This is a genomic window from Phytohabitans flavus (assembly GCF_011764545.1).
Lineage (GTDB): Bacteria > Actinomycetota > Actinomycetes > Mycobacteriales > Micromonosporaceae > Phytohabitans > Phytohabitans flavus.
Window position 1 is genome coordinate 8,045,825 of record NZ_AP022870.1, and the last position, 21,746, is coordinate 8,067,570.

The following is a 21,746-nucleotide window of genomic DNA, read 5'->3' on the forward strand; positions in this document are numbered from 1 at the left end:
GCCGACCTGCGCGGTGCCCGCGGGAGCATACGGTCTGCAACTGTCGCGGACCGGGGCAAATACTGATCTCAAGGAGCCTGTCGCAGAATCGTCTGATTCGACCGAAACGAGGTCGCGTTGACCCTCGCTGGCCGCCGTTTGGCGGCCCACGGCCGACACAGCCGAAACTGAATGTGACCTCGACCCTGAAAGATCTCTTGAGGCCACCGCTGGGCGCATTCGCGCGCCCAGCTCGAGAGGTGCCCCAACCGATATCCCGGACCGGGCGACGCCTGGGTTATCCACAGGAAATCGGGCGGCCTTGAGATGGCTCTAACGGATTGGCACCCTGCCGGGCATGAGTGACACAGGTGGGATCGAGCTGGGCGTGACTCTCCGCGCGCTGCGCCGGCGGGCCGACCTGAGCCAGCGCCAGCTTGCTGAGCTCGCTGGCGTGCCGAAGAGCACCGTCACGCGCATCGAGTCGGGAGAGGTCACGGATCCGCGGCTCCGGACGGTGGAGCGCCTGGTGCGGGCGGCAGGCGAACGCATCGCGGTGAGCGGCGATGTCGAGCCTGCGCCGAGCGAAGGGTGGCGCGACCGGGCGGACCGTAACTACCCGCCGCACCTGGATGTGCGGCCTGTCGAGGAACTTACGGATTGGGCGGGTGCCTGGTGGGCGCACTGGCACCGGTTGCCGCCTGGAGCCTGGCCGCTGGAGCCGCCGCCGTACACGTATGACCTGAGCCGGACGCGGCGGGCGTACCGCCGGCGCCGGGAGTGGGTGCGGCGCGGCCTTCGCCTGCGGCGCGCGGGTGGTGGCGGCACGAGCGTCGGTGAGGCATGGCGTTGGGTCGCGGAGGCACCCGACGGTGAGCTGGTTGGGGAGTTGCGGGCCGTGGTGCGGGCCGCGCATCCCGAGGACCCGCCTGGGCGTGAGGTGTTCCTGGACGGCGTGGTGGTGGCGGTTGGCCTGCGTGGGCTTGGGATCGGGCGGCGGTTGGTCGGCGAGTTCGCGGCGGAGGTGGATCGGTCCGGTGTGGCCGTGGCACGGGCGGTCGTGATGACGGGAGTGGCGGCAGCCTTTCTGCGCCGATGCGGCTTCCGTGACGACTCGTCGCGGGTGGTCGCGCTGACGCTGCGACCGCCGGCCGCGAATCGTTAGAGACCCAGGGAGCGGGCGGCTTTGGTCAGGGCGGCCAGGGCGTCTGGGATGCGCCAGGCGGCGCGGTCGCGGGGGCCGATGGTGTTCGAGATGGTGCGGAGTTCGGCGAAGGGGAGGGTGGCGTCGGCGGCGGCACGGGCTGCGCCGTACCCCTCCATGCCCTCTGCCACCGCGGCGGGGAAGCGGCGGGCGAGCGTCTCGGCGGTCTCGGCCGTGCCGGTCGCGGTGTTGACGGTGAGTATGTCGCCGGTGATCGCGTCGGGGAGGGACTCGCGCAGGCTCGCCAGCAGGGTCGGGGCGGCCGGTGCGACCGCGGTCCCGAAGCCCAGCTCGTCCAAGGAGATGAAGCCGTCCGGTGAGTCGGCGCCCAGGTCGGCGGCGATGCTGCGGGTGGCCACGACGGTGGCGCCCAGCGGGGCGCGGTCGGCGAAGCCGCCAGCGATGCCGGCGAGGATCACCGCCTGGTACGGGCTTCCGGCGGCCTCGGCCAGTGCGAGCAGCCGTGCCGTGCCGGCGGCGGCCGCGGCGGCGCCCACACCGACGGCGGCCACCCGCACCCGTCCCGCTGGCAGGCCGGCGCGGACCGCCTCGGCCTCCGGCTCGACGGCCGTCACTACGAGCAGGGTCATGTGGGTGGGCCGGATGTCGGGCGGTACACGTGGAAGCCGGGCGGCGCGGCCGTGTCCTTTTCCTTTTCCACGAGCGGCTCTGGCTCGGGCGGCGGAGCGGCCTCGGGCTCCTTGCGGCGCCAGCGGGACTGCGACCTCTTCGGCGGCGGTGGAGGTGGCGGTGGCTTCGGCGGTGCTGGCTTTGGTGGCTCCGATGCGGACGAGGGCGGGGGTCGGCGTCGGGGTCGGCCCGGCCGTTCAGCTTGTCCTTGCGCAGTGAGCCCGCGACGACCACGGCCCGGACGGCGGCGACCACCGCGACCACCGCGGCGACCGCGATGCCCAGGCGGCCCTGGAACGGGATGAGTCCCAGCGCGCCGCCCAGCACCCAGGCGACCATGAGCACGGTCTCGGAGTGGGCGAACGCGCTGGCCCGCAGCCGGTCGCCGATCCGCTCCTGGATGGACGCGTCCACGGCGAGCTTGGAGATGCCGCTCATGAACGACGTCGCCAGGCACAGCAGCGCCACCATCGCGAGCGAGAACTTCAGTGTGGTGAGCACCGCCACGCCGGCCACGATGACGAGGCCGACGGACTGGAGGGTGGCCGGGCGGCGGATGCGCATACGGGTGCCGAGGGCCGTGGCGAGGAAGCCGCCAATGGCCAGACCACCGCCCGCGAGGCCGAGCGCCAGCTCGTCGCCGAGGGTGCGGCCGAGGAACGCGGTGGGCAGGTTGCCGGCCTTGATCGCGAACGCGAGGAAGAGCAGCAGGAAGCCGTACAGGCCACGGAGCGCGGCGCTGCTGATCAGAGTGGCGATGACCAGGCGGCCGGTGAGCGCGCGGTCGCCACGGCGCAGGCCCATCGCGGCGAACGGTCGGGGAAGCGACTCGGGCGGGTCGGAGTCGGCCTTGGGCGGCAGCCGCAGCGCGACGACCATGCCGACCAGGAAGATGATCGACGCGACCCGGAGTGGCCACTGCGGGCCGAACCGGAAGGCGAGCAGGCCGATCGGCGTCACCGCGGCGCCAGCGATCATGCCGAACACGCCGGCCCGGGCGGCCGCCTGGGACAGCCCCATGCCCTCGGGCAGCAGTCGTGGCACGGCGGCCGAGCGGGCCACCCCGTACGCCCGGGAGAGCGCCAGCACGCCGAACGCGGCCGGGTAGAGCCCGAAGCCGTGGATGTAGTCGGACATCATCCAGGCGAGGAACGCGCGGCCGAGCATGGTGGCGGCCAGCGCGTACCGCCGGCCGTGGCGGAAGTGGTCGAGCAGCGGGCCGGCCACCGGAGCGAGCACCGCGAACGGGATCATCGTCACCAGCAGGTAGATGGCGACCCCGCTGCGCGCCTCGCCCACCGGCGCACCGAAGAAGATGGTGCCGGCAAGGCCGATCGCGATGAGGATGTCACCCGCGTACGACGCGGCGTGCAGGTCGAGCAGGCGGGTCATGCCGACCTCGCCGCCGGCCCCCTTGGCGCGGATCGCGCCGACCCTGCGCCCCGCCCAGCGGCCGCTGCGGACGGAGGAGCGGCCGAGCAGCCGCGTCCACCGGATCATCGAGCCGAGGGCTCGACCGAGCGACGGCAACAGCGGCATCCTCCCATTTTGGCGCATGGCACAATAGCCGGCGTGACCAGGACCGCCGCCGTTCGCGCCGCTCGTCTCGACCAGGTCTGCGCCGACGCGGTAGACCTGGCCCGTTCCGCCATCACCGAGGTCGACGCCGCTGACGTGGGCGAGCACCTCGACGTGGTGGCCGAGGGCGATCGTGTGGTCACCCACTTCTTCGAGTGCCACCTCGCGGGCTACCGCGGCTGGCGCTGGGCGGTCACCGTCACCCGCGTCTCACGCAGCAAGCACGTCACCGTCTGCGAGACCGTCCTGCTCCCCGGCCCCGACGCGATGCTCGCGCCCGGCTGGGTGCCGTGGCAGGAGCGACTCCAGCCCGGTGACCTGGGCGTCGGCGACCTGCTGCCCACCCCGCCCGACGACGACCGGCTCGTGCCCGGCTACCTGCTCTCCGACGACCCCGGGGTCGAGGAGGTCACCTGGGAGCTCGGCCTCGGCCGCCCGCGGGTGATGTCGCGCGAGGGACGTGGCGAGACCGCCCAGCGGTGGTACGACGGCGACCACGGGCCGGACGCGCCCATCTCGACCGCCGCACCCCGAAACGCGCGGTGTGGCTCGTGCGGCTTCTACCTGCCGCTGGCGGGTTCGCTGCGGCAGGCGTTCGGCGTGTGCGGCAACCTGTACGCGCCCGACGACGGCCGCGCGGTCAGCGCCGACCACGGGTGCGGCGCCCACTCCGAGGCCGCGCGCGAGGCCGAGCCACCGGTCGACGAGCTGACGACGGTGTACGACGACAGCGAGGTCGAGGCGGTGGCGGTGAGCCACGCGCCCGGCTCAGTCGAGGCGGGCGAGCCGGCCGAGCCGTACGGACACGGCTAGGAGCCCGGAGCACGCGCTCGCCGGCGGGCGCGGTGGCGGTCGTGGCGCACCATGACCACCAGTCCGACGAAGCCGAGCAGGAATCCGGCTAGGCAGGTCCAGAGCCAGTCGGTGTGCCCGTTGTCTTCCAGCCAACCGCGGAAGAAGACCAGCAGCACCAAACCGGCCACCGCCCAGCCCGCGGTCCCCGCGACGGCGAAGGGCACCATCGGCGGATCGAGCGGCTCCACCCGGGGTGGTGGCTCGTGTTGATCAGACACGAAGGCAAGGGTACGGCGTTTGTAACTCGCCGGTGCTTTCTCGGTACCTAATGATCTGCGACGATGCGCGGAACCATATCCATGATCATAGGTAGGTTTCCGTGGACCGTTTCGACCGGTTCTTTGAGATATCCGCCCGTGGTTCCACATTGGGACGCGAGATCCGAGGCGGGTTCGCCACCTTCTTCACGATGGCGTACATCGTCGTCCTCAACCCGCTGATCCTCTTTGGTGCGACCGACGGCACCGGGGCGAAGCTGGCAATTCCCGCAGTTGCCGCCGCCACCGCGCTCGTGGCCGGCGTTATGACGATCCTGATGGGCGTCGTGGCCCGCTTCCCGCTGGCCCTCGCCGCCGGGCTGGGCGTCAACGCGCTCGTCGCGTACGAGATCGCACCGGAGATGACCTGGGCCGACGCGATGGGGCTCGTGGTGATCGAGGGGGTGATCATCGCGATCCTGGTGCTCACCGGCCTGCGTACCGCCGTCTTCCGCTCGGTGCCCACCCAGCTCAAGACGGCCATCGGCGTCGGTATCGGCCTCTTCCTGGCGCTGATTGGCTTCGTGGACGCCGGCTTCGTCAAGGGCAACGCAGGCACGCCGCCGGTCGGCCTCGGCATCGGCGGCGTGATCGTCACCTGGCCGATGTTCGTCTTCGTGATCGGGTTGCTAGGGACGCTGCTGCTCGTCGTACGCAAGGTCAAGGGCGCGATCCTGATCGGCATCCTCGGCACCACGGTCCTCGCCTTCGTCGTCGAGGCGATCGCCGACGTCGGACCGGCCGGCGGCCCGCAGGGCAACCCGCACGGCTGGTCGCTGAACGTGCCCGAGTGGCCGTCCAGTTGGGACGCCACGCCGGACCTCTCGCTGCTCGGCCATTTCAACGTGCTTGGGGCGTGGGACCGGGCCGGCGTGCTGGTGGCGCTGATGTTCGTCTTCACGCTGCTGCTCACCGACTTCTTCGACACGATGGGCACGATGGTGGCGGTCGGCCAGGAGGGCGGCCTGCTGGACGACAAGGGCACGCCTCCGCGTACCCGCGAGATCCTGTTTGTCGACTCGGTGGCCGCCGCCGCGGGTGGCGCGGCGAGCGTGTCGAGCAACACCTCGTACATCGAAAGTGCCGCCGGTGTCGCGGAGGGTGCCCGCACCGGCGCGGCCAACCTGGTCACGGGCGCGCTCTTCCTGGTCGCGGTCTTCCTCGCGCCGCTGGTGGAGATCGTGCCGTTCGAGGCCGCGTCGGCCGCGCTGGTGATCGTCGGGTTCCTGATGCTCACCGCGGTACGCACGATCGACTGGACCGACTACGAGATCGCGATCCCGGCCTTCCTGACGATCGTGCTGATGCCGTTCACCTACTCGATCTCGAACGGGATCGGGGCCGGCGTGATCACCTACGTGCTCGTCAAGCTGGTGAAGGGGAAGGCACGCGAGGTCCACCCTCTGTTGTATGCCGTCGCCGCGCTCTTCGTGCTGTACTTCATGCGCGGTCCGATCGAAACGCTGATTTTCTGAGGCTGCCCGCTCTGGGCGCCCGGGGCGTGACGGGGTGACCGCTGTCATATTGGCTGGTCGTTAGCCTAGCTTATTAGTTAGGCTAACGATCGTGACGGAGCGGACGGTGATGGCGGTGCCAGTGACCGCTGTGCAGCTCGCGCCAATGGTGCGCGATGCGATCACCAGGCTCAATCGACGGGTCCGGCAAGCCCGGCCTGTCGGTGACCTCACGGCGACTCAGATCAACGCGTTGACCAGCCTCGAGCTGGCCGGCGCGCTGACACCCCGGGAGCTCGCCGACGTCGAGCGGGTCCAGCCACCGACGATGACAAAGATCGTCGCGAAGCTGGAGGAGCGCGGCCTTGTGCAGCGTTCGCCTCACCCGACTGACGGGCGGCAGGTCATCCTGGCGGCGACCGAGGCCGGTCGTGCGGTGCTCGCGCAGTTCGAGCGGGCCCGCGACGAGTGGTTGGCCAGCCGCCTGGCTGAGCTGCGCCCGGAGGAACGCGACACACTGCAGCGAGCCGCCGAGATCCTTCGAAAGCTCGCCCGCGCCTGACCGCGCCCCACCGGTGTCGCTTCGTCCACTGTGGATGACGCGCATCATCGGTAAGGGAGGCGCACGCTCAGTGCGGGCAAAGCTGAACACCACGTTCCAGTCATTGAAGGTTCGTAACTACCGGCTCTTCGCGACCGGTCAGCTGATCAAGCTGATCGGCGTCTGGATGATGTTCATCGCCCAGGACTGGTTAGTCCTCGAGCTGTCGGACGACTCCGCCACGGCCCTCGGCGTGGTGACGGCGCTCCAGTTCACGCCCGTACTGCTGCTCACGCTCTTCTCCGGCCGCCTCGCCGACCGGTACGACAAGCGTCTCCTCCTGCTGATCGGCAACGGCGCGTGGAGCGTCCTCTCGATCGCGATGGGCATCCTCGTGCTGAGCGGCGCCGTGGAGCTTTGGCACGTCTTCGTCTTCGCCGCCCTGCTCGGCACCGCGAATGCGCTGGAGACGCCGGTGCGGCAGGCGTTCGTCTCCGAACTCGTCGGCACACCGCTGCTGCCCAACGCGCTCTCACTCTCGGCGGCCACGTTCAACGTGGCGCGGATCCTGGGGCCGGCGGTGGCCGGCGTGGCGATCGCCGTGTTCGACGTGGGCCCGGTCTTCGTGATCAGTGCGGTCAGCTCGATCGCCCCGCTGCTCATGCTGGTCAAGATGCACGCCAGCGAGCTGCACCGCCAGGAGCTGCCACCGATCGACGAGCGGGACGCGGCGAAGGTCACGGACGGCCTCCGGTACGTCGCCCGCCGCCCCGATCTGGTCATGCCGATGGCGCTGATCATGGTGATCGGCATGGTGCTCTTCAACTTCCAGCTCACGCTCGCCGCGCTGGCCAAGACCGTCTTCAACACCGGCGCCGCCTCGTTCGGCCTCTTCACCACGGCGCTCGCGGTGGGCGCGCTTGGTGGGGCACTTGTCAGCAGCGGGCGGCGCGAGCGCCCCTCGGCGTACGTGGTGATCGGCGCCGCCCTCGGCTTCGGCGTCTTCGGCACGCTGGTCGGCTTCGCCCCGGCGTACTGGCTGGTGTCGCTGCTGCTCGTGCCCACGGGGTTCTTCATGGTCTACTTCGCGCAGGCGACAAACCAGCGCATCCAGCTCGGCGTCGACCCGGCCTACCGCGGCCGCGTGGTGGCGCTGTGGGTGCTCGTCTTCCTCGGCACCAACCCGATCGGCGCGCCGCTCATCGGCATGGTCGCGGAGAAGTTCGGCGCCGGCACGAGCATCTGGATGGGCGGCCTCATCTCGATCGCCACGGCTAGCCTCGCGCTCGCCTGGCAGCTGCGCCGCACGGGCGGTCGGCTGCGGCTGCGGCTCCGTCCGCTGCCCCGGCTGTACGTGGTCCACGCCGGAGTGTCGTAGTCCTGTGGTTGGCTGGCGGCCTCGGCGGGGACAGCACACACTGAGTCCGCCTTCTGTCAACTGAAACTGGTAGCAATAGTCGAAGAATCGGCTTAGCGTGAAGGATCGTGGCCATCGTGCACGCGGTTGTGCTGGCACTAGCGCTTGTCGCGCTGGTGTTCCTGCCGTGCGCGGTGGCGCTCTTCATCTGCGCCGACGGTGTGGCCGCTCGCATCCGTCGTCGCGTGCGGGAGCACCGGGACAGCCGCGCCCTGCACCGCCTCGACCGTACGTTCAGCGAGCAGAGCATCTCGCTCGCCGAGCTGGACGAGCACCAGCCGAGCATCCAGCAGATCGCGGCCGACCTGCGCCGCCTCGACCGCCAGCGGTTCGGCGTCGCCACCCGTTCCAAGGTGTGGCACGCGGCCGTGCTGCTGGCCTACGACGACCGCCTCCGCCTCGCCAGCCGCTGCCTCGGCGTCTGCGAGCATCTGGAAACGCTTGAGGGCGTCGACCTGGAGATCGAGCGGGTGCGGGTCGAGGGCGAGCTGGAGGCGGCCGGCCTGACCCTCCGGCCCGCGGCACCCCGTCACCAGGATCACTGAGGCCCCGACCCTTGCGGCTCTTCGTCGCGGTGTACCCGCCGGAGCCCGTGGTCCACGACTTCGCCACCTGCGTCGAGCGGCTGCGGGTCAGCCAGGCGATGCGCGACGGCATCAACACCCGCGTCGCCTCGCGGGACAACTGGCACGTGACGCTGGCGTTCCTCGGCGACGTGCCGGACGACCGAGGAGACGACGCGGCCAAGGCCATCGAGCGCGCGGCCGTCCTCGCCGAGCCGTTCGAGGTACGTCTCACCGGCGGCGGCCGCTTCGGACGCGGGCGGTTCACGATCCTGTGGGTCGGGGTGGGTGGCGAGGTCGCCGCGCTGGGCGGGCTGAGCCGTGAGGTGCGGCGGGAGCTGAAACGGGCCCGCCTCGCGTACGACCCGAAGCCGCTCCGGCCACACCTGACCGTCGCCCGCCCCGGCGACCGGCTCGACCGTGTGGAGGTCGACGCCGACCGGGCGACCCTGGACGAGTACGAGAGTCCACCGTGGACGGTGGCCGAGGTGGTGCTGATGCGCAGCCACCCCGGCCCCCACCCCACCTACGACCGCCTAGGCGCCTGGCCCCTCTAGAGCCCAGTTACCAGGCCCAGGCTTCCGGGGCTGGGCCGCCGTTGCCGATCGGTGGGAAGAGTTCGTCGAGCTGGGCCAGCACGTCGTCGGTGAGCACCACGTCGAGTGCGTCGAGCGAGGCGTCGAGCTGCTCGGGCGTACGGGGGCCGATGATCGGGGCGGTCACGCCGGGGCGGGCGAGCAGCCAGGCCAGCGCCAGGTTCGCCGGGTCGTACCCGAGGTCGGCGGCCAGCTTCTCGTACGCCTCGATCGTCGCGCGGTGCTTGATCAGCGACTCGGCCGCCCGCCCGCTCTTGGCCCGCGCCGCGCCGCCCTCGGCGAGCTTGCGGATGGCCCCGCTGAGCAGCCCGCCGTGCAGCGGTGACCAGGGGATGATGCCGATCCCGTACCGCTGGGCGGCCGGCACCACCTCCAGCTCGACGTGCCGCGTGAGCAGGTTGTAGATGCACTGCTCGGAGACCAGCCCGAGGAAGTGCCGCGCCGACGCGGTCTCCTGCGCCTGGGCGAGGTGCCAGCCGGCGAAGTTGGACGAGCCGACGTAGAGGACCTTGCCCTGCTCGACCAGCGTCTCCATCGCCTGCCAGATCTCCTCCCACGGCGTCTCGCGGGAGACGTGATGCATCTGGAAGAGGTCGATCCAGTCGGTTTGCAGGCGGCGCAGCGAGTCCTCGGCGGAGCGGATGATGTGCCGGGCGGAGAGGCCACGCTCGTTGGGCCAGTCGCCCATCCGGCTGTACACCTTCGTCGCCAGGACCACCTTCTCCCGCCGCCCGCCACCTTGGGCGATCCAGCGGCCGATGATCTGCTCGGTGACCCCTTCGCCGAGCTTCCAGCCGTACACGTTGGCGGTGTCGAAGAAGTTGATGCCGTGCTCCAGCGCCCGGTCCATGACCGTGAAGCTGTCCGGCTCGCTGGTCTGCGGGCCGAAGTTCATGGTGCCGAGGCAAAAGCGGCTGACCGACAGGCCGGTGCGGCCCAGGTTGGTGTACTCCATACCGCAAACCCTGCCACGCGCGGCGGCAGCGCAGCGATCAGGAAGTCTCGCGCGCGGCCGGGCCGGTGCCGAAGAGCACGTCGTCCCAGCTGGGCAGGCGCTTGCGCGGCTTGCCGGCGGTCTCGGTGGGCTCGCTCGCCGCAGGAGTGCCGCTGCCGGTGTTGCGGCGGGGGCGCAGCACGGCCAGCGACGGGACGGCCGGCACCTCCTTGGGGAGGTCGCTGTCGTCGTCGAAGGCCGAGCCCTGCCCGCCACCGATCAGCGCGGCCGCGCCACCGGAGACCGCCGGGCGCTGCCGGGCCGGCTCGGTGGGGACGACGGTCGGGTCGAGACCGCGGCCGGGAGAGCTGACCGGACGGTCGAGCGACGCGAGCAGCGCGTCCCGGCCGGCGCGGATCGGGTCGCGGGTGCGCGCCTTGTCGGCCGGGGTGGGCAGGCCGTGGCCGCCGCGGCCGGGCTCGGTGCGGGCCGGACCGGGCAAACCGTGGCCACCGCGCTCGGGGGCCGGCTCCTGCCCGAGGATCTGGGTCGGGCGCTCGGCGCAGAGGTACTGCGCCATGTCGTCGTGCGGGGCAACCATCTGGCGGGTCTTGTCGAGCTCCCAGATCGCCTGAGCCGTGGCCTTGCCGGAGGGCCAGGTGGCCACGATCCGCCAGGTGCCGTCCTCGCGCCGGTAGGCGTCCCAGGAGATCTTTTCTGAGTCGATGCCGTGCTGCGCGAGGCGGCTGTCGACCACCTCGGCGAGGGGTGCGCCCTTGTCGGAATTCTTCAGGCGCGTACGCCGGGCGTGCTGAGCGAGCATCGCCCGCTCCTGGAGGACCGGCCCGGCGTACCGCAGGACGCGGTCGACCGGCACACCGGCGATGCGCGCGACGTCGTCAGCCGACTCACCAGCGCGGATGCGCGCTTGGATGTCGCGGGGGACAGGGAGGGCGTCGGCTCGCCGCCGGTGCCCGCCACGGTCAGCGCGACAGGGCCCGAGCCCGGCTCGGCGTGGAGCGCTCCGGAGATCCGCTCGTCGAGTGGGAGCGCGAGGAGTCGGCCCACCTCATCGGCGAGCACCAAGGCCTGGCCGTCCTCGGAGAGGGCGACGAAGCGTACTGGCCGCATCGCGTTGCCTCCGTCCCGCTTCGCTGGCCTCCGCCGTCCCTGGCCAGCTACGCCAAGGACGTCTGGGGCACACGGTACGCGCAAACTACACCCTGCGGGGGGAAGCTACGCGGCATGTCGCGTAGCACACTACCCGTCAGAGTCGGTCGAGCACGTAGTCGATGCAGGTCGTCAGCGCGTCGACGTCGCTCGGCTCGACGGCCGGGAAGAGCGCGATGCGCAGCTGGTTGCGGCCCAGCTTGCGGTACGGCTCGGTGTCGACTATGCCGTTGGCGCGCAGCACCTTCGCCACGGCCGAGGCGTCGACGCCGTCGGCGAAGTCCACGGTGGCCACCACGTTGGAGCGGAGCGCCAGGTCGCTGACGAACGGCGTCGCGACGGAGGAGCGCTCGGCCCACCCGTACACGATTCCGGCGCTCTCGGCCGTGCGCTTGGTCGCCCAGGACAGGCCGCCCTGCGACAGCATCCAGTCGGTCTGCTCCGCGGCCAGGAAGATCGTGGCCAGTGCCGGCGTGTTGTACGTCTGCTCGAGCCGCGAGTTGTCGATCGCGGTGACCAGGTCGAGGAAGCCGGGGATGTAGCGGCCCGACTCCTTGATCTCGGCGGCGCGGGCCAGCGCGGCCGGCGACATCAGGGCGATCCAGATCCCGCCGTCCGACCCGAAGCACTTCTGCGGGGCGAAGTAGTAGACGTCGGTCTCGCGCAGGTCGACGTCGAGGCCGCCGGCGCCGGAGGTGGCGTCCACGAGCAGCAGCGCGTCGTCGTCGGCGCCGGCCACCCGCTTGATCGGCACGGCCACGCCGGTGGAGGTCTCGTTGTGGGGCGTGCAGTACGCGTCGACGCCCGCCTCGGTCGCGAGCGAGGGCGCCGAGCCCGGGTCGGCCTTGTGCACGGTCGGGTCGCCGAGGAACGGCGCGGCCTTGACCGACGAGGCGAACTTGGCGCCGAACTCACCGAAGCTCGCGAACTGCGCCCGGTCGCGGATCAGCCCGAACGTCGCCACCTCCCAGAAGGCGGTGGTGCCGCCGTTGCCCAGGATGACCTCGTAGCCCTCAGGCAGGGAGAAGAACTCCGCGATGCCGCGGCGCAGCCGCGCGACCTGGTCGCGGACCGTCTTCTGCCGGTGGGAGGTGCCGAGGTAGGTGGTCGCCACGCCGGACAGCGCGGTCACGGACTCGGGGCGCACCTTGGAGGGCCCGCAGCCGAAACGGCCGTCGGCGGGCTTGAGGTCGTCGGGGATCCGGATGCTCGGTGTGTCAGCCACGGCGGCAATCTTTGCACTCACTCCGGCGGACCGGGGCATCGCCCGCCGGAGTGTAAGCAAGGGCACGCTGTAATGATCAGAGGCGATCAGAGCCCGTGCGGGACGGTGTCCCAGCCCTCCACGTCGGTGGGCTTGCGGGGCGCCGGGCCCATGTACGTGGCGGAGGGGCGAACGAGGCGGTTGAGCCCCTTCTGCTCCAGGATGTGCGCGCTCCAGCCGCCCATCCGGGCGCAGGTGAACATCGACGTGAACATGTGTGACGGCACCTCGGCGAAGTCGAGCACCACCGCCGACCAGAACTCCACGTTCGTCGCCAGTACCCGGTCGGGCTTGCGGTTGTGCAGCTCCTCCAGCGCGGCCTTTTCCAGCGCCTCGGCCACCTCGAAGCGGGGCGCGCCGAGCTCCTTGGCGGTGCGGCGGAGCACCCGGGCCCGCGGGTCCTCGGCCCGGTAGACGCGGTGGCCGAAGCCCATCAGTCGCTCGCCGCGGTCGAGGACGCCCTTGACATACCCCTCGGCGTCGCCGCTGCGCTCCACGGCCTCGATCATGTGCAGCACCCGGGAGGGCGCGCCGCCGTGCAGCGGCCCGGAGAGTGCGCCGATGCCAGAGGAGATGCAGGCCGCCGCGTCCGCGCCGGTGGAGGCGACGACCCGGGCGGTGAACGTCGAGGCGTTCATGCCGTGCTCGGCGGCGGAGATGAAGTACGCGTCGACGGCCTTGACGTGCCGCGGGTCGGGCTCGCCCCGCCACCGCTTCATGAACCGCTCGACGATCGTGGTGGCCTTGTCGATCTCCTTCTGCGGCACGGCCGGCAGGCCCAGCCCGCGAGCCGACTGCGCGACGAACGAGAGCGCGGTGACCGATACCCGGGCGAGGTCTTCGCGGGCCTGCACGTCGGAGATGTCCAGCAGCTGGGAGAGCCCCCAGTACGGCGCGAGCATCGCCACGGCGGACTGCACGTCGACGCGGATGTCGCCGGAGTGCACCGGGACCGGGAACGGCTCGGCCGGCGGCAGCCCGGGCCCGAACCGGCCGTCCACGAGCAAGGCCCAGACGTTGCCGAACGAGACCTGGCCGATCAGGTCTTCGATGTCAACGCCGCGGTAACGAAGTGCGCCGCCCTCTTTGTCGGGCTCGGCGATTTCGGTTTCAAAGGCGATCACGCCTTCGAGACCCGGCTTGAAGTCGGACATTTCGCTCTCCTGGATCTCTTGTCCGCACTGACGGCGCCAAGCCACGTGGTGACCAAGGCAGGGGGTTGCGTGCCATCTTGCCTGGTGAGTAACTAAGTTTGCGAGCGCTCGGTCTTGTGGTACATGCGACATCATCCCTTTTCCGCCGAGTTAACGGCTGGTTACCCGTCGCGCCAAGAGGATGAGGCAGTGATCGCTGACACACCTGAGCCCGCTCGCATGCGCCGCGACTACGGCAGCGGGAATTCGCTTTCCGCCGACGACCTCGCCGAGGACTGGTGGACCCAGTTCGATCGCTGGTTCGCGGACGCCGTGGACGCCAGCCTGCCCGAGCCGAACGCGATGATCGTGGCCACCGCCGACCCGGCCGGTGTCCCCAGTGCCCGTACCGTGCTGCTCAAGGGGTACGACGAGCGCGGCCTCGTCTTCTACACCAACTACGCCTCGCGCAAGGGCACCGAGCTGGCCGCCAACCCGTACGCGAGCCTTGTCTTCCCCTGGTTTCCGATGCGCCGCCAGGTCGTGGTCGTCGGCGCGGTGACCCAGGTGACCCGCGCCGAGACCGAGGAGTACTTCGCCGCCCGCCCCCGCGAGTCCCAACTGGGCGCCTGGGCCAGCCCGCAGTCGCAGGTCGTACCGGACCGCGCCGCGCTGGACCGGGTGTACGCAGAGGCCGAGCGGCGGTTCCCGGACCAGGTGCCGGCACCGGAGCACTGGGGTGGCCTGCGTGTCGCGCCCCACACCGTTGAGTTCTGGCAAGGACGCACTGGTCGGTTGCATGATCGATTGCGCTACCGCCGCACCGACGAGGGAGTGTGGATCATCGAGCGGCTGGCCCCTTGACCCAGAGCCTCACCCGGCGGTGGGCGATTGACGTCCGACCGCTGAGCGTCCCGGCGTACCGCCGTATGTGGGTCGGCAACGCCTTCTCCTTCTTCGGCTTCCAGCTCACCGCCGTCGCGGTACCGGTCGAGATGTTCGCGATCACCGAGGACTCGTTCTGGGTGGGTCTGCTCGGCATCGCCGGCCTCGTACCGCTGATGGTCTTCGGCCTTTGGGGCGGCGCGGTCGCCGACGCCGTGGATCGCCGCCGCCTGCTGCTGGCCAGCTCCACGCTGATGTGGGCCTCGACCGGCGGCCTCCTACTACAAGCGCTGCTCCGGGTCGGCAGCCCGACGCTGCTGCTGGGACTCGTGGCGATACAGACCGTCGCCTTCGCGATCAGCTCGCCGACCCGGCAGGCGATCATTCCGAGGCTTGTCGGCCCGGAGCTCGTACCGGCCGCCAACACGCTCAGCTTCACCACCACCAGCGGTAGCGCGGTGGCCGGCCCGCTGGCCGCGGGGTTGATCTTCGCGACCTTCGGCACCGAGGACGGGCTGCCCATCGCGTACGCCGCCGACGCCCTCTTCTTCGCCATCTCCTTCTGGGCCACGCTGCGCCTGCCGCCCATCCCGCCCGGCGACGAACGGGCCACGATGGGGCTGCGCAGCGTCGTCGACGGCATCCGGTACCTGGCGACCACGCCGGTGCTGCTGCTCTCGTTCGCCATCGACCTGATCGCGATGGTGTTTGCCATGCCCCGCGCGCTCTTCCCGCAGGTGGCCGAGGAGCGGTTCGGCGGTGGCGCCGCGGTCGGCTGGCTCTTCAGCGCGATCGCGATCGGCTCGGTGGTCGGCGGCCTGACCTCAGGCTGGATCGGACGGGTGCGTCGCCAAGGCGTGGCGCTCACCGCCGCGGTGGTCGCCTGGGGTATCGCGATCGGTGTGTCCGGTTTCGCCCACCAACTCTGGCTCGTGGTGCTGCTGCTCGCCTTCGCCGGCGCGGCCGACCTGGTGAGCGCGGTCTACCGCCAGTCGATCCTCCAGACGTACGCGCCGGACCGCTACCAGGGGCGCCTCCAGGGCGTCTTCATCACGGTCGTCGCCGGCGGCCCGCGCCTGGGTGATCTGCGAGCCGGCGCGATGGCCGGGCCGTGGGGCGTGACCCTCGCCTGGGCGGGTGGCGGGTTTGCCGCCGCGGTGCTCGCGTTGGCGCTGGTGCTGGTCTTCCCCGCGCTGCTCCGCTACAAGCTATCGTCAGCCGATGGATAACGGCACGACCCCGCTCTCCGGGGCACAGTGGACGATCGCGGCGCAGGGCCACGAGGCAGTCGTGGTCGAGGTCGGCGGAGGGCTGCGGCACTACCGGTGGCGCGGGGTCGACTACGTGGACGGGTACGGGGACGACGAGCTGCCCCCGGGCTGCGCCGGCCAGATCCTGGCGCCCTGGCCGAACCGGATCCGCGACGGTAAGTACAGCTTCGGCGACCGCGAGCACCAGCTCTCGATCACCGAGCCCCCTCGCAACACCGCGATCCACGGCCTGGTCAACTGGCAGCCCTGGACCCTGGCCGAGCAGGCGCCCGACGCGGTGACGATTGAGTGCGCGATGCCAGCCCAGCCGGGCTACCCGTGGCCGCTGCGCCTGCGGGCGATGTGGCAGGTCGGCGCCGACGGGCTGCGGGTCACCCACGCGGTCACCAATGCCGGCCACGAGCCCTGCCCGTTCGGCTTCTCCGTCCACCCGTACCTGCGGCTGCCCGGCGCCCGTGCCGACGACATGCTGCTGCGGGTACCGGCCCGCAGCCGCCTGCTTGTCGACGGCCGGTTGCTGCCGATCGGCGCGCAGAAGCTGGCCGGCACCGAGTTCGACTTCACCGAGTCCCGGCGCATCGGCACTACCGTGCTGGACACCGCGTTCGCCGACATCGAGCGGGCCGACGACGGTGGTTCCACAGTGGAGCTGTCCACTCCGGATGGTGGCCGGGTGGCGATCTGGGGCGACGAGCAGTTCGGCTGGTGGCAGGTGTTCAGCAGCGACACGCTCACCGGCGACCGGTTCCGCCGGGCGGTGGCGATCGAGCCGATGACCTGCGCGCCCGACGCGTTCCGCTCGGGCGTGGGCTGATCGTGCTCCAGCCCGGCCAGACCTGGACCGGCAGCTGGGGGATCACCCCGTCCGCCGACGCGGTGTGACCCGTGGAGTTTAGGGACGTCGTGCGGCGGCGGCGGATGGTGCGCAACTACGACCCCGACCGCCCGGTACCGCCCGAGGTGGTGGAGCGCCTGCTCGCGCACGCCACCCGGGCGCCGTCCGCGGGCTTCGCCCAGGGCTGGGGCTTCCTGGTGCTGGTGGAGGAGGCCGACCGGGAGCGGTTCTGGGCGACCACCACGCCCGAGGGGCAGGGGATGACCGGCTGGCTGACCGGCATGCGCCGAGCCCCGCTGCTGGTGGTCGCGCACTCCAACCGCGCCGCCTACCTCGAGCGGTACGCGGAGCCGGACAAGGGCTGGACCGACCGCGACCCGGCCCGCTGGCCGGCGCCGTACTGGGACATCGACGCCGGCTTCGCCAGCATGTTGATGCTGCTCACGGCCGTCGACGAGGGGCTGGGCGCGTGCTTCTTCGGTTTCCCGCCGCAGCAGGTGGAGGGGTACCGGGAAGCGTTCGGGGTGCCGTCGGACTTCTCCCCGATCGGGGCGATCACGGTGGGATATCCGGCTCCGGACCACCGCTCGCCGTCGCTCAAGCGGGGACATCGGCCGCCTGACCAGGTCATCCACTACGGCCACTGGACAGGACGGCCTGCAATATAGCTGGACATTTGGCCCTTTTCACCAGGATGGCGCGGCGCCCGCGGCGCGACGAACCGCAAGGGGCGGTGAAAAGGGGTCACTAGGGAACAAACCGAGGTGTCGGCGCCGGTCGCTAGGCTGACATGCGGTCGACAGGTACGGCGACATGGGAGGGGAGCGTGCCGTCGTGATCTTCAAAGCGGTTCGGGACGGGCGTCCGTATCCCGACCACGGCCTCACGCTGAAGCAGTGGTCGGAGATTCCGCCGCGGCCGATCCGGATCGACCAGCTCATCACGACCAAGCGCGAGCTCGCCCTCGACAAGCTCCTCGCCGAAGACTCGACCTTCTACGGCGACCTCTTTCCGCATGTCGTGCAGTGGAATGGCGCGCTCTATCTGGAGGACGGGTTGCACCGGGCGCTCCGCGCGGCCCTCCAGCAGCGCAACCAGATCCACGCCCGGGTGCTGGTGCTGAGCTGATGCGCGCCCTCCCGCTCGAATTGATCGACGTCGACTCACTCCACACCGACGAGGAGCGGCAGATCCGCGAGGTGGTGCGCAAGGTTGTCGACGACCTGGTGCGGCCGCACGTCGCGGAGTGGTACGAGCGGGGGCATGTGCCGGCCCGCGACCTCGCCGTCGAGTTCGGCAAGCTCGGCCTGCTCGGTATGCACTTGACGGGGTACGGGTGTGCCGGCGCCACCGCCGTGGCGTACGGGATGGCCTGCCTGGAGCTCGAGGCGGGCGACTCGGGTGTGCGCTCGCTTGTCTCAGTGCAGGGCTCCCTCGCCATGTACGCGATCTGGCGCTTCGGCAGCGCCGAGCAGAAGGGGCAGTGGCTGCCGTCGATGGCCGCCGGCGCGGCGCTGGGCTGCTTCGGGCTGACCGAGCCAGACCATGGCTCCGATCCGGCGTCGATGACCACCCGGGCCGTCCGCTCCGGCGACGACTGGCTGCTCAGCGGTACCAAGATGTGGATCACCAACGCGCCGGTGGCCGACGTGTCGGTGGTGTGGGCGCGGGCCGAGGAGGGGGTGCGCGGCTTCGTCGTACCCATGGATTCGCCCGGTGTGACGGCGCGTGAGATCCAGCACAAGATGTCGCTGCGCGCCTCGTCGACCGGCGAGATCGTGCTCGACGAGGTCCGGCTGCCCGCGGACGCGGTGCTGCCCGAGGTCCTGGGCCTGAAGGGTCCGCTGTCCTGCCTGACCGAGGCCCGCCAGGGCATCTCCTGGGGCGCGCTCGGCGCGGCGCGGGAGTGCCTGCACACGGCGCTCGACTACGCGGTGTCGCGGGAGCAGTTCGGGCGGCCGATCGGCGCGTTCCAGCTGACTCAGGCCAAGCTCGCCGACATGGCTCTCGAGCTCCAGAAGGGGTACCTGCTCGCGCTGCACCTCGGCCGCCTCGCCGACCAGGGCAAGGTCCGACCGGAGCAGGTCAGTGTCGCCAAGCTCAACAACGTGCGGGAGGCGCTCTCGATCGCCCGCCAGTGCCGCACGATCCTCGGGGCCAATGGCATCAGTGGCGAGTACCCGGTGCTCCGGCACGCAAACAACCTGGAGAGCGTGCTCACCTACGAGGGCACCTCCGAGATCCACCAGCTTGTCGTGGGGCAGAAGCTGACTGGCTTGTCAGCGTTCGCGTGAGCGGCGGATGCGGCGCCCGTAAATGATCAAGATGCGAGTGTCGTACCGGCCATCTACCGTTCTCTTAAGGGCGCAAGTCTGAAGAGGACGGTGATCGGGATATGACCCACCCGACCAGCGAGTTTCCCGAGTACCAAAAGGGCCAGGCCACGGCAGAGGAGCCCAAGCCGGACCCGCGGTTTCACGACGACGACGAGATCGTGCCCGAGACGCCCCGCGCGCGGCGTGGGCGCGTCTTGTTCTGGATGGCCGGAGCCATCGGCCTGATCGTTGTCCTGGTGCTCAGCGTCCAGGCGGTCGGGCTGTGGCCGAGCTGGCGAAACCCGTTCGCCGAGGAGACCAAGGACCGCAGCCAGCCGCCGCTGCTCCAGTCGATCCAGGATCTGAGCAGGTATGTGGCCGCCGAGGGCAACTTCCAGGTGGTCATCGACCTGGAGCGCGACCGCAAGTACGTGCCGGACTTCCTGCTCAACCAGCGCACTCTCTTCGTCGGTGCCGGCTCGGTCGAGGCGTACGTCGACTTTTCCAAGATCGGTGACGGGGCGATCGTCGAGTCCGCCGACCGTACCTCCGCCGAGGTCACCCTGCCCGCGCCGCAGCTCACCGAGGCGTCGCTCGACTTGGGGCAGAGCTACGTCTTCGCCGAGGAGCGCGGGCTGATCAACCGGCTCGGTGAGGTGTTCGGCGGCGATCCCAACCGCCAGCAGGAGGTTTACCGGCTGGCCCAGGAGCGGATCACCGGGGCCGCGCGGGACAGTGGGCTGGTCAAGCGGGCCGAGGAAAACACCCGCAACATGTTGATGGGCTTGTTGCGGTCGCTCGGTTACACACAGGTCAAGGTCACTTATACCGCCGCATAGCGGCGGGTGCGGTCGATGCGCCACCCGCTATCCTCGTGCGGGTGGCGCGGGCCGTGGGTATACACCTGACAGGCCTGATCCACCGGCGTTCCATCGCGCATAGAGTCCGCCGGCGAGGACAATCAGCACTGTGACCGGGAGTATGCCTGTGGCCAGCACCGTGGCAAGGGACGACGTCGACATCGAGGTCACCGTCCTGCTGCCCTGCCTCAATGAAGCGGAGACGCTCGAGGTCTGCGTGACCAAGGCGCGTCGCGCGCTCGACGAGCTAGGCGTGGTCGGTGAGGTACTGGTCAGCGACAACGGCAGTACCGACGGGTCGCAGGACATCGCGATCAGGGCGGGCGCCCGCGTCACGAATGCGCCGATCCGCGGCTACGGCGGGGCGCTGCTCAACGGCATCGCCGAGGCGCGCGGTAAGTACATCATCATGGGCGATGCGGACGATTCGTACGACTTGGCCAACCTTGAGCCGTTCATCCAGGAGCTGCGCGCCGGCCACGACCTGGTGATGGGCAACCGGTTCCGGGGCGGTATCGCACCCGGTGCGATGCCCCCGCTCCACCGCTACCTGGGCAACCCGGTGCTCTCCTTCCTCGGCCGCCGCCTCTTCGGCAAGAGCCTCAGCCACGTGGGCGACTTCCACTGCGGCATGCGCGGCTTCAACCGTGACCGCATCCGCCAGCTCGGCCTCTGCATGCCGGGCATGGAGTTCGCCTCCGAGCTCGTCGTGCGCGCCGCGCTCAACGACTACGACATCGTCGAGGTGCCGACCACCCTCCAGCCCGACGGCCGCAGCCGCCCGCCGCACCTGCGCACCTGGCGGGACGGCTGGCGCCACCTGCGGTTCCTGCTGGTCTTCGCGCCGCGCAAGACGCTGATCTGGCCCGGCGCGATCATGTTCGTCCTCGGCCTGATCGGCACGACGATCCTGACCGTCGGCCCGCTGCGGGTGGCCGGCGTCGGCTTCGACATCAACACGCTCGTCTACACCTGCCTGGCGATGCTCGTCGGCACCCAGGTGCTGATGTTCGGCGCGTTCGCCCTGATCTACGGGCACAACGAGGGCATCACAAGCGAGCGGCAGTCCGACCGGTGGATCCGGCTGGTTCGGCTGGAGACCTGCACCGCGCTCGGCGTGCTGCTCGTGCTCGTCGGCCTCGCCGGCAGCATCCTGGCCTTCTCCGCCTGGGGCGCGCGCGGCTTCGGCGCCCAAGACCTCGGCGAGGCGCTCCGCGTGGTGCTGCCCTCGTCGACCTGTATCGGCGTCGGCGTGACCGTGATCTTCGCCGGCCTCTTCTCCAGCCTGCTGAGCCTGCGGCGCGTCAACACCCCGGTGGCCAGCCCGGCCAGCGAGTTCGCCTCCACCAACGCCTAACGATCTCCCGGCGTGGCGCGCGGCCGCGCGACCTGGACGATCCATTCCAAGAGACAGACATGGGCTACCGCGATGTCCGCGGTGGTCCGGACCGCTGCTCCCGCGGCCTCACCCTCCGCGCTTCACAAGCTCACCCCAGCTTGCGCGGATTGGTGCCAGCCCGCAGCGCGGCAGGACGACCATCTTTGCCCGCCGCTTTGGCGCGGCCCGGTTGTCCCATCTGAGTAGATCGTGGTACCTAACGGCCCCTCTGGGGGCGCCTGCGTACCACGATCTCTTTCATCAGCGGCCCACCGGGCCTGGCGGCCCACCGGGCCTACCGCGCAGCGGACGCCGCCGTAGCTCAGCTCCTCGGTTTAGTACGTCGTGGCGTAGCGGTCCTCGTTCGGCATGATGATCCACAGCGCGATGTAGATCACGAACTGAGGGCCGGGGAGCAGGCAGGAGATCAGGAAGATCAGGCGCATCGCGTTCGGCGAGATGCCGAAGCGGCGGCCGAGGCCGGCGCAGACGCCGGCGATCATCCTGTTGTCCCGGGGACGTACGAGTTTCGCTCTCATGAATTCCACGGTATGGGCGAGTGGCGCCGCCCGCCTCGGTAACGCCACCGACCCAACCCCTGACACCGACCCGAGGGCTTTCCCTGAC

Annotated in this window: 20 protein-coding genes and 3 pseudogenes; 15 read left to right on the forward strand and 8 right to left on the reverse strand. The window is 70.6% G+C overall.

The genetic code is table 11. The features are described 5' to 3' along the window. The first annotated feature begins 337 nt into the window (after positions 1-337). A complete protein-coding gene (locus Pflav_RS35615) occupies positions 338-1,144 on the forward strand; it encodes a GNAT family N-acetyltransferase (protein ID WP_173041089.1) in 807 nt (268 codons plus the stop codon). Here the strand turns inward: Pflav_RS35615 and Pflav_RS35620 are convergent. Both Pflav_RS35620 and Pflav_RS35625 read right to left on the reverse strand, forming a co-directional pair. Beyond that, entirely contained in the window at positions 1,141-1,773 is a 633-nt protein-coding gene (locus Pflav_RS35620; protein WP_173041090.1) for a futalosine hydrolase, read from the reverse strand. The genes Pflav_RS35615 and Pflav_RS35620 overlap by 4 nt on opposite strands. Next, positions 1,770-3,352 (reverse strand): annotated as a pseudogene (locus Pflav_RS35625) (MFS transporter). Before Pflav_RS35625 ends, Pflav_RS35620 begins: the two are co-directional and overlap by 4 nt. Before the next feature lie 33 nt (positions 3,353-3,385). On the opposite strand from Pflav_RS35625, the gene Pflav_RS35630 reads away from it, so the two are divergent. After that, the gene (locus Pflav_RS35630; RefSeq protein ID WP_173041091.1) at positions 3,386-4,204 is read left to right on the forward strand and encodes a DUF3027 domain-containing protein; all 819 of its coding nucleotides are present in this window, start codon (positions 3,386-3,388) and stop codon (positions 4,202-4,204) included. Here Pflav_RS35630 and Pflav_RS35635 read toward each other — a convergent pair. Further along, positions 4,201-4,413 carry a DUF2530 domain-containing protein gene (locus Pflav_RS35635; protein WP_173042822.1) on the reverse strand — a complete coding sequence of 71 codons (213 nt, stop codon included), beginning with the start codon at positions 4,411-4,413 and terminating at the stop codon, positions 4,201-4,203. The genes Pflav_RS35630 and Pflav_RS35635 overlap by 4 nt on opposite strands. Positions 4,414-4,565: 152 nt before the next feature. On the opposite strand from Pflav_RS35635, the gene Pflav_RS35640 reads away from it, so the two are divergent. The 5 genes from Pflav_RS35640 (at position 4,566) to thpR (ending at position 9,035) form a co-directional block, all read left to right on the forward strand. Then, positions 4,566-5,978 carry an NCS2 family permease gene (locus Pflav_RS35640; protein WP_173041092.1) on the forward strand — a complete coding sequence of 471 codons (1,413 nt, stop codon included), beginning with the start codon at positions 4,566-4,568 and terminating at the stop codon, positions 5,976-5,978. Positions 5,979-6,069: 91 nt separating this feature from the next. After that, positions 6,070-6,519 (forward strand): MarR family transcriptional regulator, encoded by a 450-nt coding sequence (locus Pflav_RS35645; RefSeq protein ID WP_173041093.1) that lies wholly within the window; start codon positions 6,070-6,072, stop codon positions 6,517-6,519. A 70-nt stretch (positions 6,520-6,589) separates the two neighbouring features. Continuing rightward, complete coding sequence (locus tag Pflav_RS35650; RefSeq protein ID WP_173041094.1) at positions 6,590-7,876, forward strand: MFS transporter; 1,287 nt, start codon at positions 6,590-6,592, stop codon at positions 7,874-7,876. A 107-nt stretch (positions 7,877-7,983) separates the two neighbouring features. Then, positions 7,984-8,460, forward strand: coding sequence for a hypothetical protein (locus Pflav_RS35655; RefSeq protein WP_332107825.1), 477 nt, complete (start codon positions 7,984-7,986; stop codon positions 8,458-8,460). Between the two features lie 11 nt (positions 8,461-8,471). Beyond that, positions 8,472-9,035: an RNA 2',3'-cyclic phosphodiesterase gene (thpR, locus tag Pflav_RS35660; RefSeq protein WP_173041095.1), complete on the forward strand. Its 564-nt coding sequence runs from the start codon at positions 8,472-8,474 to the stop codon at positions 9,033-9,035. A gap of 7 nt (positions 9,036-9,042) precedes the next feature. On the opposite strand, the gene Pflav_RS35665 is transcribed toward thpR, so the two are convergent. From Pflav_RS35665 to Pflav_RS35680, 4 genes and pseudogenes are all read right to left on the reverse strand, one after another. Further along, the gene (locus tag Pflav_RS35665) at positions 9,043-10,029 is read right to left on the reverse strand and encodes an aldo/keto reductase (RefSeq protein WP_173041096.1); all 987 of its coding nucleotides are present in this window, start codon (positions 10,027-10,029) and stop codon (positions 9,043-9,045) included. A 37-nt stretch (positions 10,030-10,066) separates the two neighbouring features. Beyond that, positions 10,067-11,139 (reverse strand): annotated as a pseudogene (gene sepH, locus Pflav_RS35670) (septation protein SepH). Between the two features lie 136 nt (positions 11,140-11,275). After that, on the reverse strand, positions 11,276-12,403 hold the full coding sequence (gene serC / locus Pflav_RS35675) for a phosphoserine transaminase (protein WP_173041097.1): 1,128 nt from the start codon (positions 12,401-12,403) through the stop codon (positions 11,276-11,278). Positions 12,404-12,489: 86 nt separating this feature from the next. Further along, positions 12,490-13,596: a citrate synthase 2 gene (locus Pflav_RS35680; protein WP_173041098.1), complete on the reverse strand. Its 1,107-nt coding sequence runs from the start codon at positions 13,594-13,596 to the stop codon at positions 12,490-12,492. A 219-nt stretch (positions 13,597-13,815) separates the two neighbouring features. Between Pflav_RS35680 and pdxH the strand changes: the two genes are divergently transcribed. The 8 genes and pseudogenes from pdxH to Pflav_RS35720 all read left to right on the forward strand — a co-directional run bounded on the left by pdxH (position 13,816) and on the right by Pflav_RS35720 (position 21,098). Beyond that, a complete protein-coding gene (pdxH, locus tag Pflav_RS35685) occupies positions 13,816-14,439 on the forward strand; it encodes a pyridoxamine 5'-phosphate oxidase (protein WP_173042824.1) in 624 nt (207 codons plus the stop codon). Next, positions 14,436-15,689 carry an MFS transporter gene (locus Pflav_RS35690; protein WP_232072284.1) on the forward strand — a complete coding sequence of 418 codons (1,254 nt, stop codon included), beginning with the start codon at positions 14,436-14,438 and terminating at the stop codon, positions 15,687-15,689. Before pdxH ends, Pflav_RS35690 begins: the two co-directional genes overlap by 4 nt. Next, positions 15,682-16,613, forward strand: a pseudogene (locus Pflav_RS35695) (aldose 1-epimerase family protein). The gene Pflav_RS35690 and the pseudogene Pflav_RS35695 overlap by 8 nt, the downstream one beginning before the upstream one ends. A 3-nt stretch (positions 16,614-16,616) precedes the next feature. Further along, positions 16,617-17,234 carry a nitroreductase family protein gene (locus tag Pflav_RS35700; RefSeq protein ID WP_173041099.1) on the forward strand — a complete coding sequence of 206 codons (618 nt, stop codon included), beginning with the start codon at positions 16,617-16,619 and terminating at the stop codon, positions 17,232-17,234. Positions 17,235-17,400: 166 nt separating this feature from the next. Further along, the gene (locus Pflav_RS35705; protein ID WP_173041100.1) at positions 17,401-17,694 is read left to right on the forward strand and encodes a type II toxin-antitoxin system VapB family antitoxin; all 294 of its coding nucleotides are present in this window, start codon (positions 17,401-17,403) and stop codon (positions 17,692-17,694) included. Beyond that, positions 17,694-18,860, forward strand: coding sequence for an acyl-CoA dehydrogenase family protein (locus Pflav_RS35710; RefSeq protein ID WP_173041101.1), 1,167 nt, complete (start codon positions 17,694-17,696; stop codon positions 18,858-18,860). The genes Pflav_RS35705 and Pflav_RS35710 overlap by 1 nt, the downstream gene beginning before the upstream one ends. Before the next feature lie 101 nt (positions 18,861-18,961). Then, complete coding sequence (locus tag Pflav_RS35715) at positions 18,962-19,720, forward strand: DUF4230 domain-containing protein (RefSeq protein ID WP_173041102.1); 759 nt, start codon at positions 18,962-18,964, stop codon at positions 19,718-19,720. Positions 19,721-19,868: 148 nt separating this feature from the next. Next, positions 19,869-21,098, forward strand: a complete 1,230-nt coding sequence (locus Pflav_RS35720) for a glycosyltransferase family 2 protein (protein WP_232072286.1) — start codon at positions 19,869-19,871, stop codon at positions 21,096-21,098. Between the two features lie 356 nt (positions 21,099-21,454). Here Pflav_RS35720 and Pflav_RS35725 read toward each other — a convergent pair whose 3' ends face one another. Beyond that, positions 21,455-21,658 carry a PspC domain-containing protein gene (locus tag Pflav_RS35725; protein WP_173041103.1) on the reverse strand — a complete coding sequence of 68 codons (204 nt, stop codon included), beginning with the start codon at positions 21,656-21,658 and terminating at the stop codon, positions 21,455-21,457. Positions 21,659-21,746: the final 88 nt, after the last annotated feature.

What these genes read in the sequence shown, in the direction of transcription:
- Pflav_RS35615 (WP_173041089.1), top strand. Translation starts at nt 338, where the DNA reads ATGAGTGACACAGGTGGGATCGAGCTGGGCGTGACTCTCCGCGCGCTG.
- Pflav_RS35620 (WP_173041090.1), bottom strand. Translation starts at nt 1,773, where the DNA reads ATGACCCTGCTCGTAGTGACGGCCGTCGAGCCGGAGGCCGAGGCGGTC.
- Pflav_RS35635 (WP_173042822.1), bottom strand. Translation starts at nt 4,413, where the DNA reads ATGGTGCCCTTCGCCGTCGCGGGGACCGCGGGCTGGGCGGTGGCCGGT.
- Pflav_RS35665 (WP_173041096.1), bottom strand. Translation starts at nt 10,029, where the DNA reads ATGGAGTACACCAACCTGGGCCGCACCGGCCTGTCGGTCAGCCGCTTT.
- Pflav_RS35680 (WP_173041098.1), bottom strand. Translation starts at nt 13,596, where the DNA reads ATGTCCGACTTCAAGCCGGGTCTCGAAGGCGTGATCGCCTTTGAAACC.
- pdxH (WP_173042824.1), top strand. Translation starts at nt 13,816, where the DNA reads ATGCGCCGCGACTACGGCAGCGGGAATTCGCTTTCCGCCGACGACCTC.
- Pflav_RS35710 (WP_173041101.1), top strand. Translation starts at nt 17,694, where the DNA reads ATGCGCGCCCTCCCGCTCGAATTGATCGACGTCGACTCACTCCACACC.
- Pflav_RS35715 (WP_173041102.1), top strand. Translation starts at nt 18,962, where the DNA reads ATGACCCACCCGACCAGCGAGTTTCCCGAGTACCAAAAGGGCCAGGCC.
- Pflav_RS35725 (WP_173041103.1), bottom strand. Translation starts at nt 21,658, where the DNA reads ATGAGAGCGAAACTCGTACGTCCCCGGGACAACAGGATGATCGCCGGC.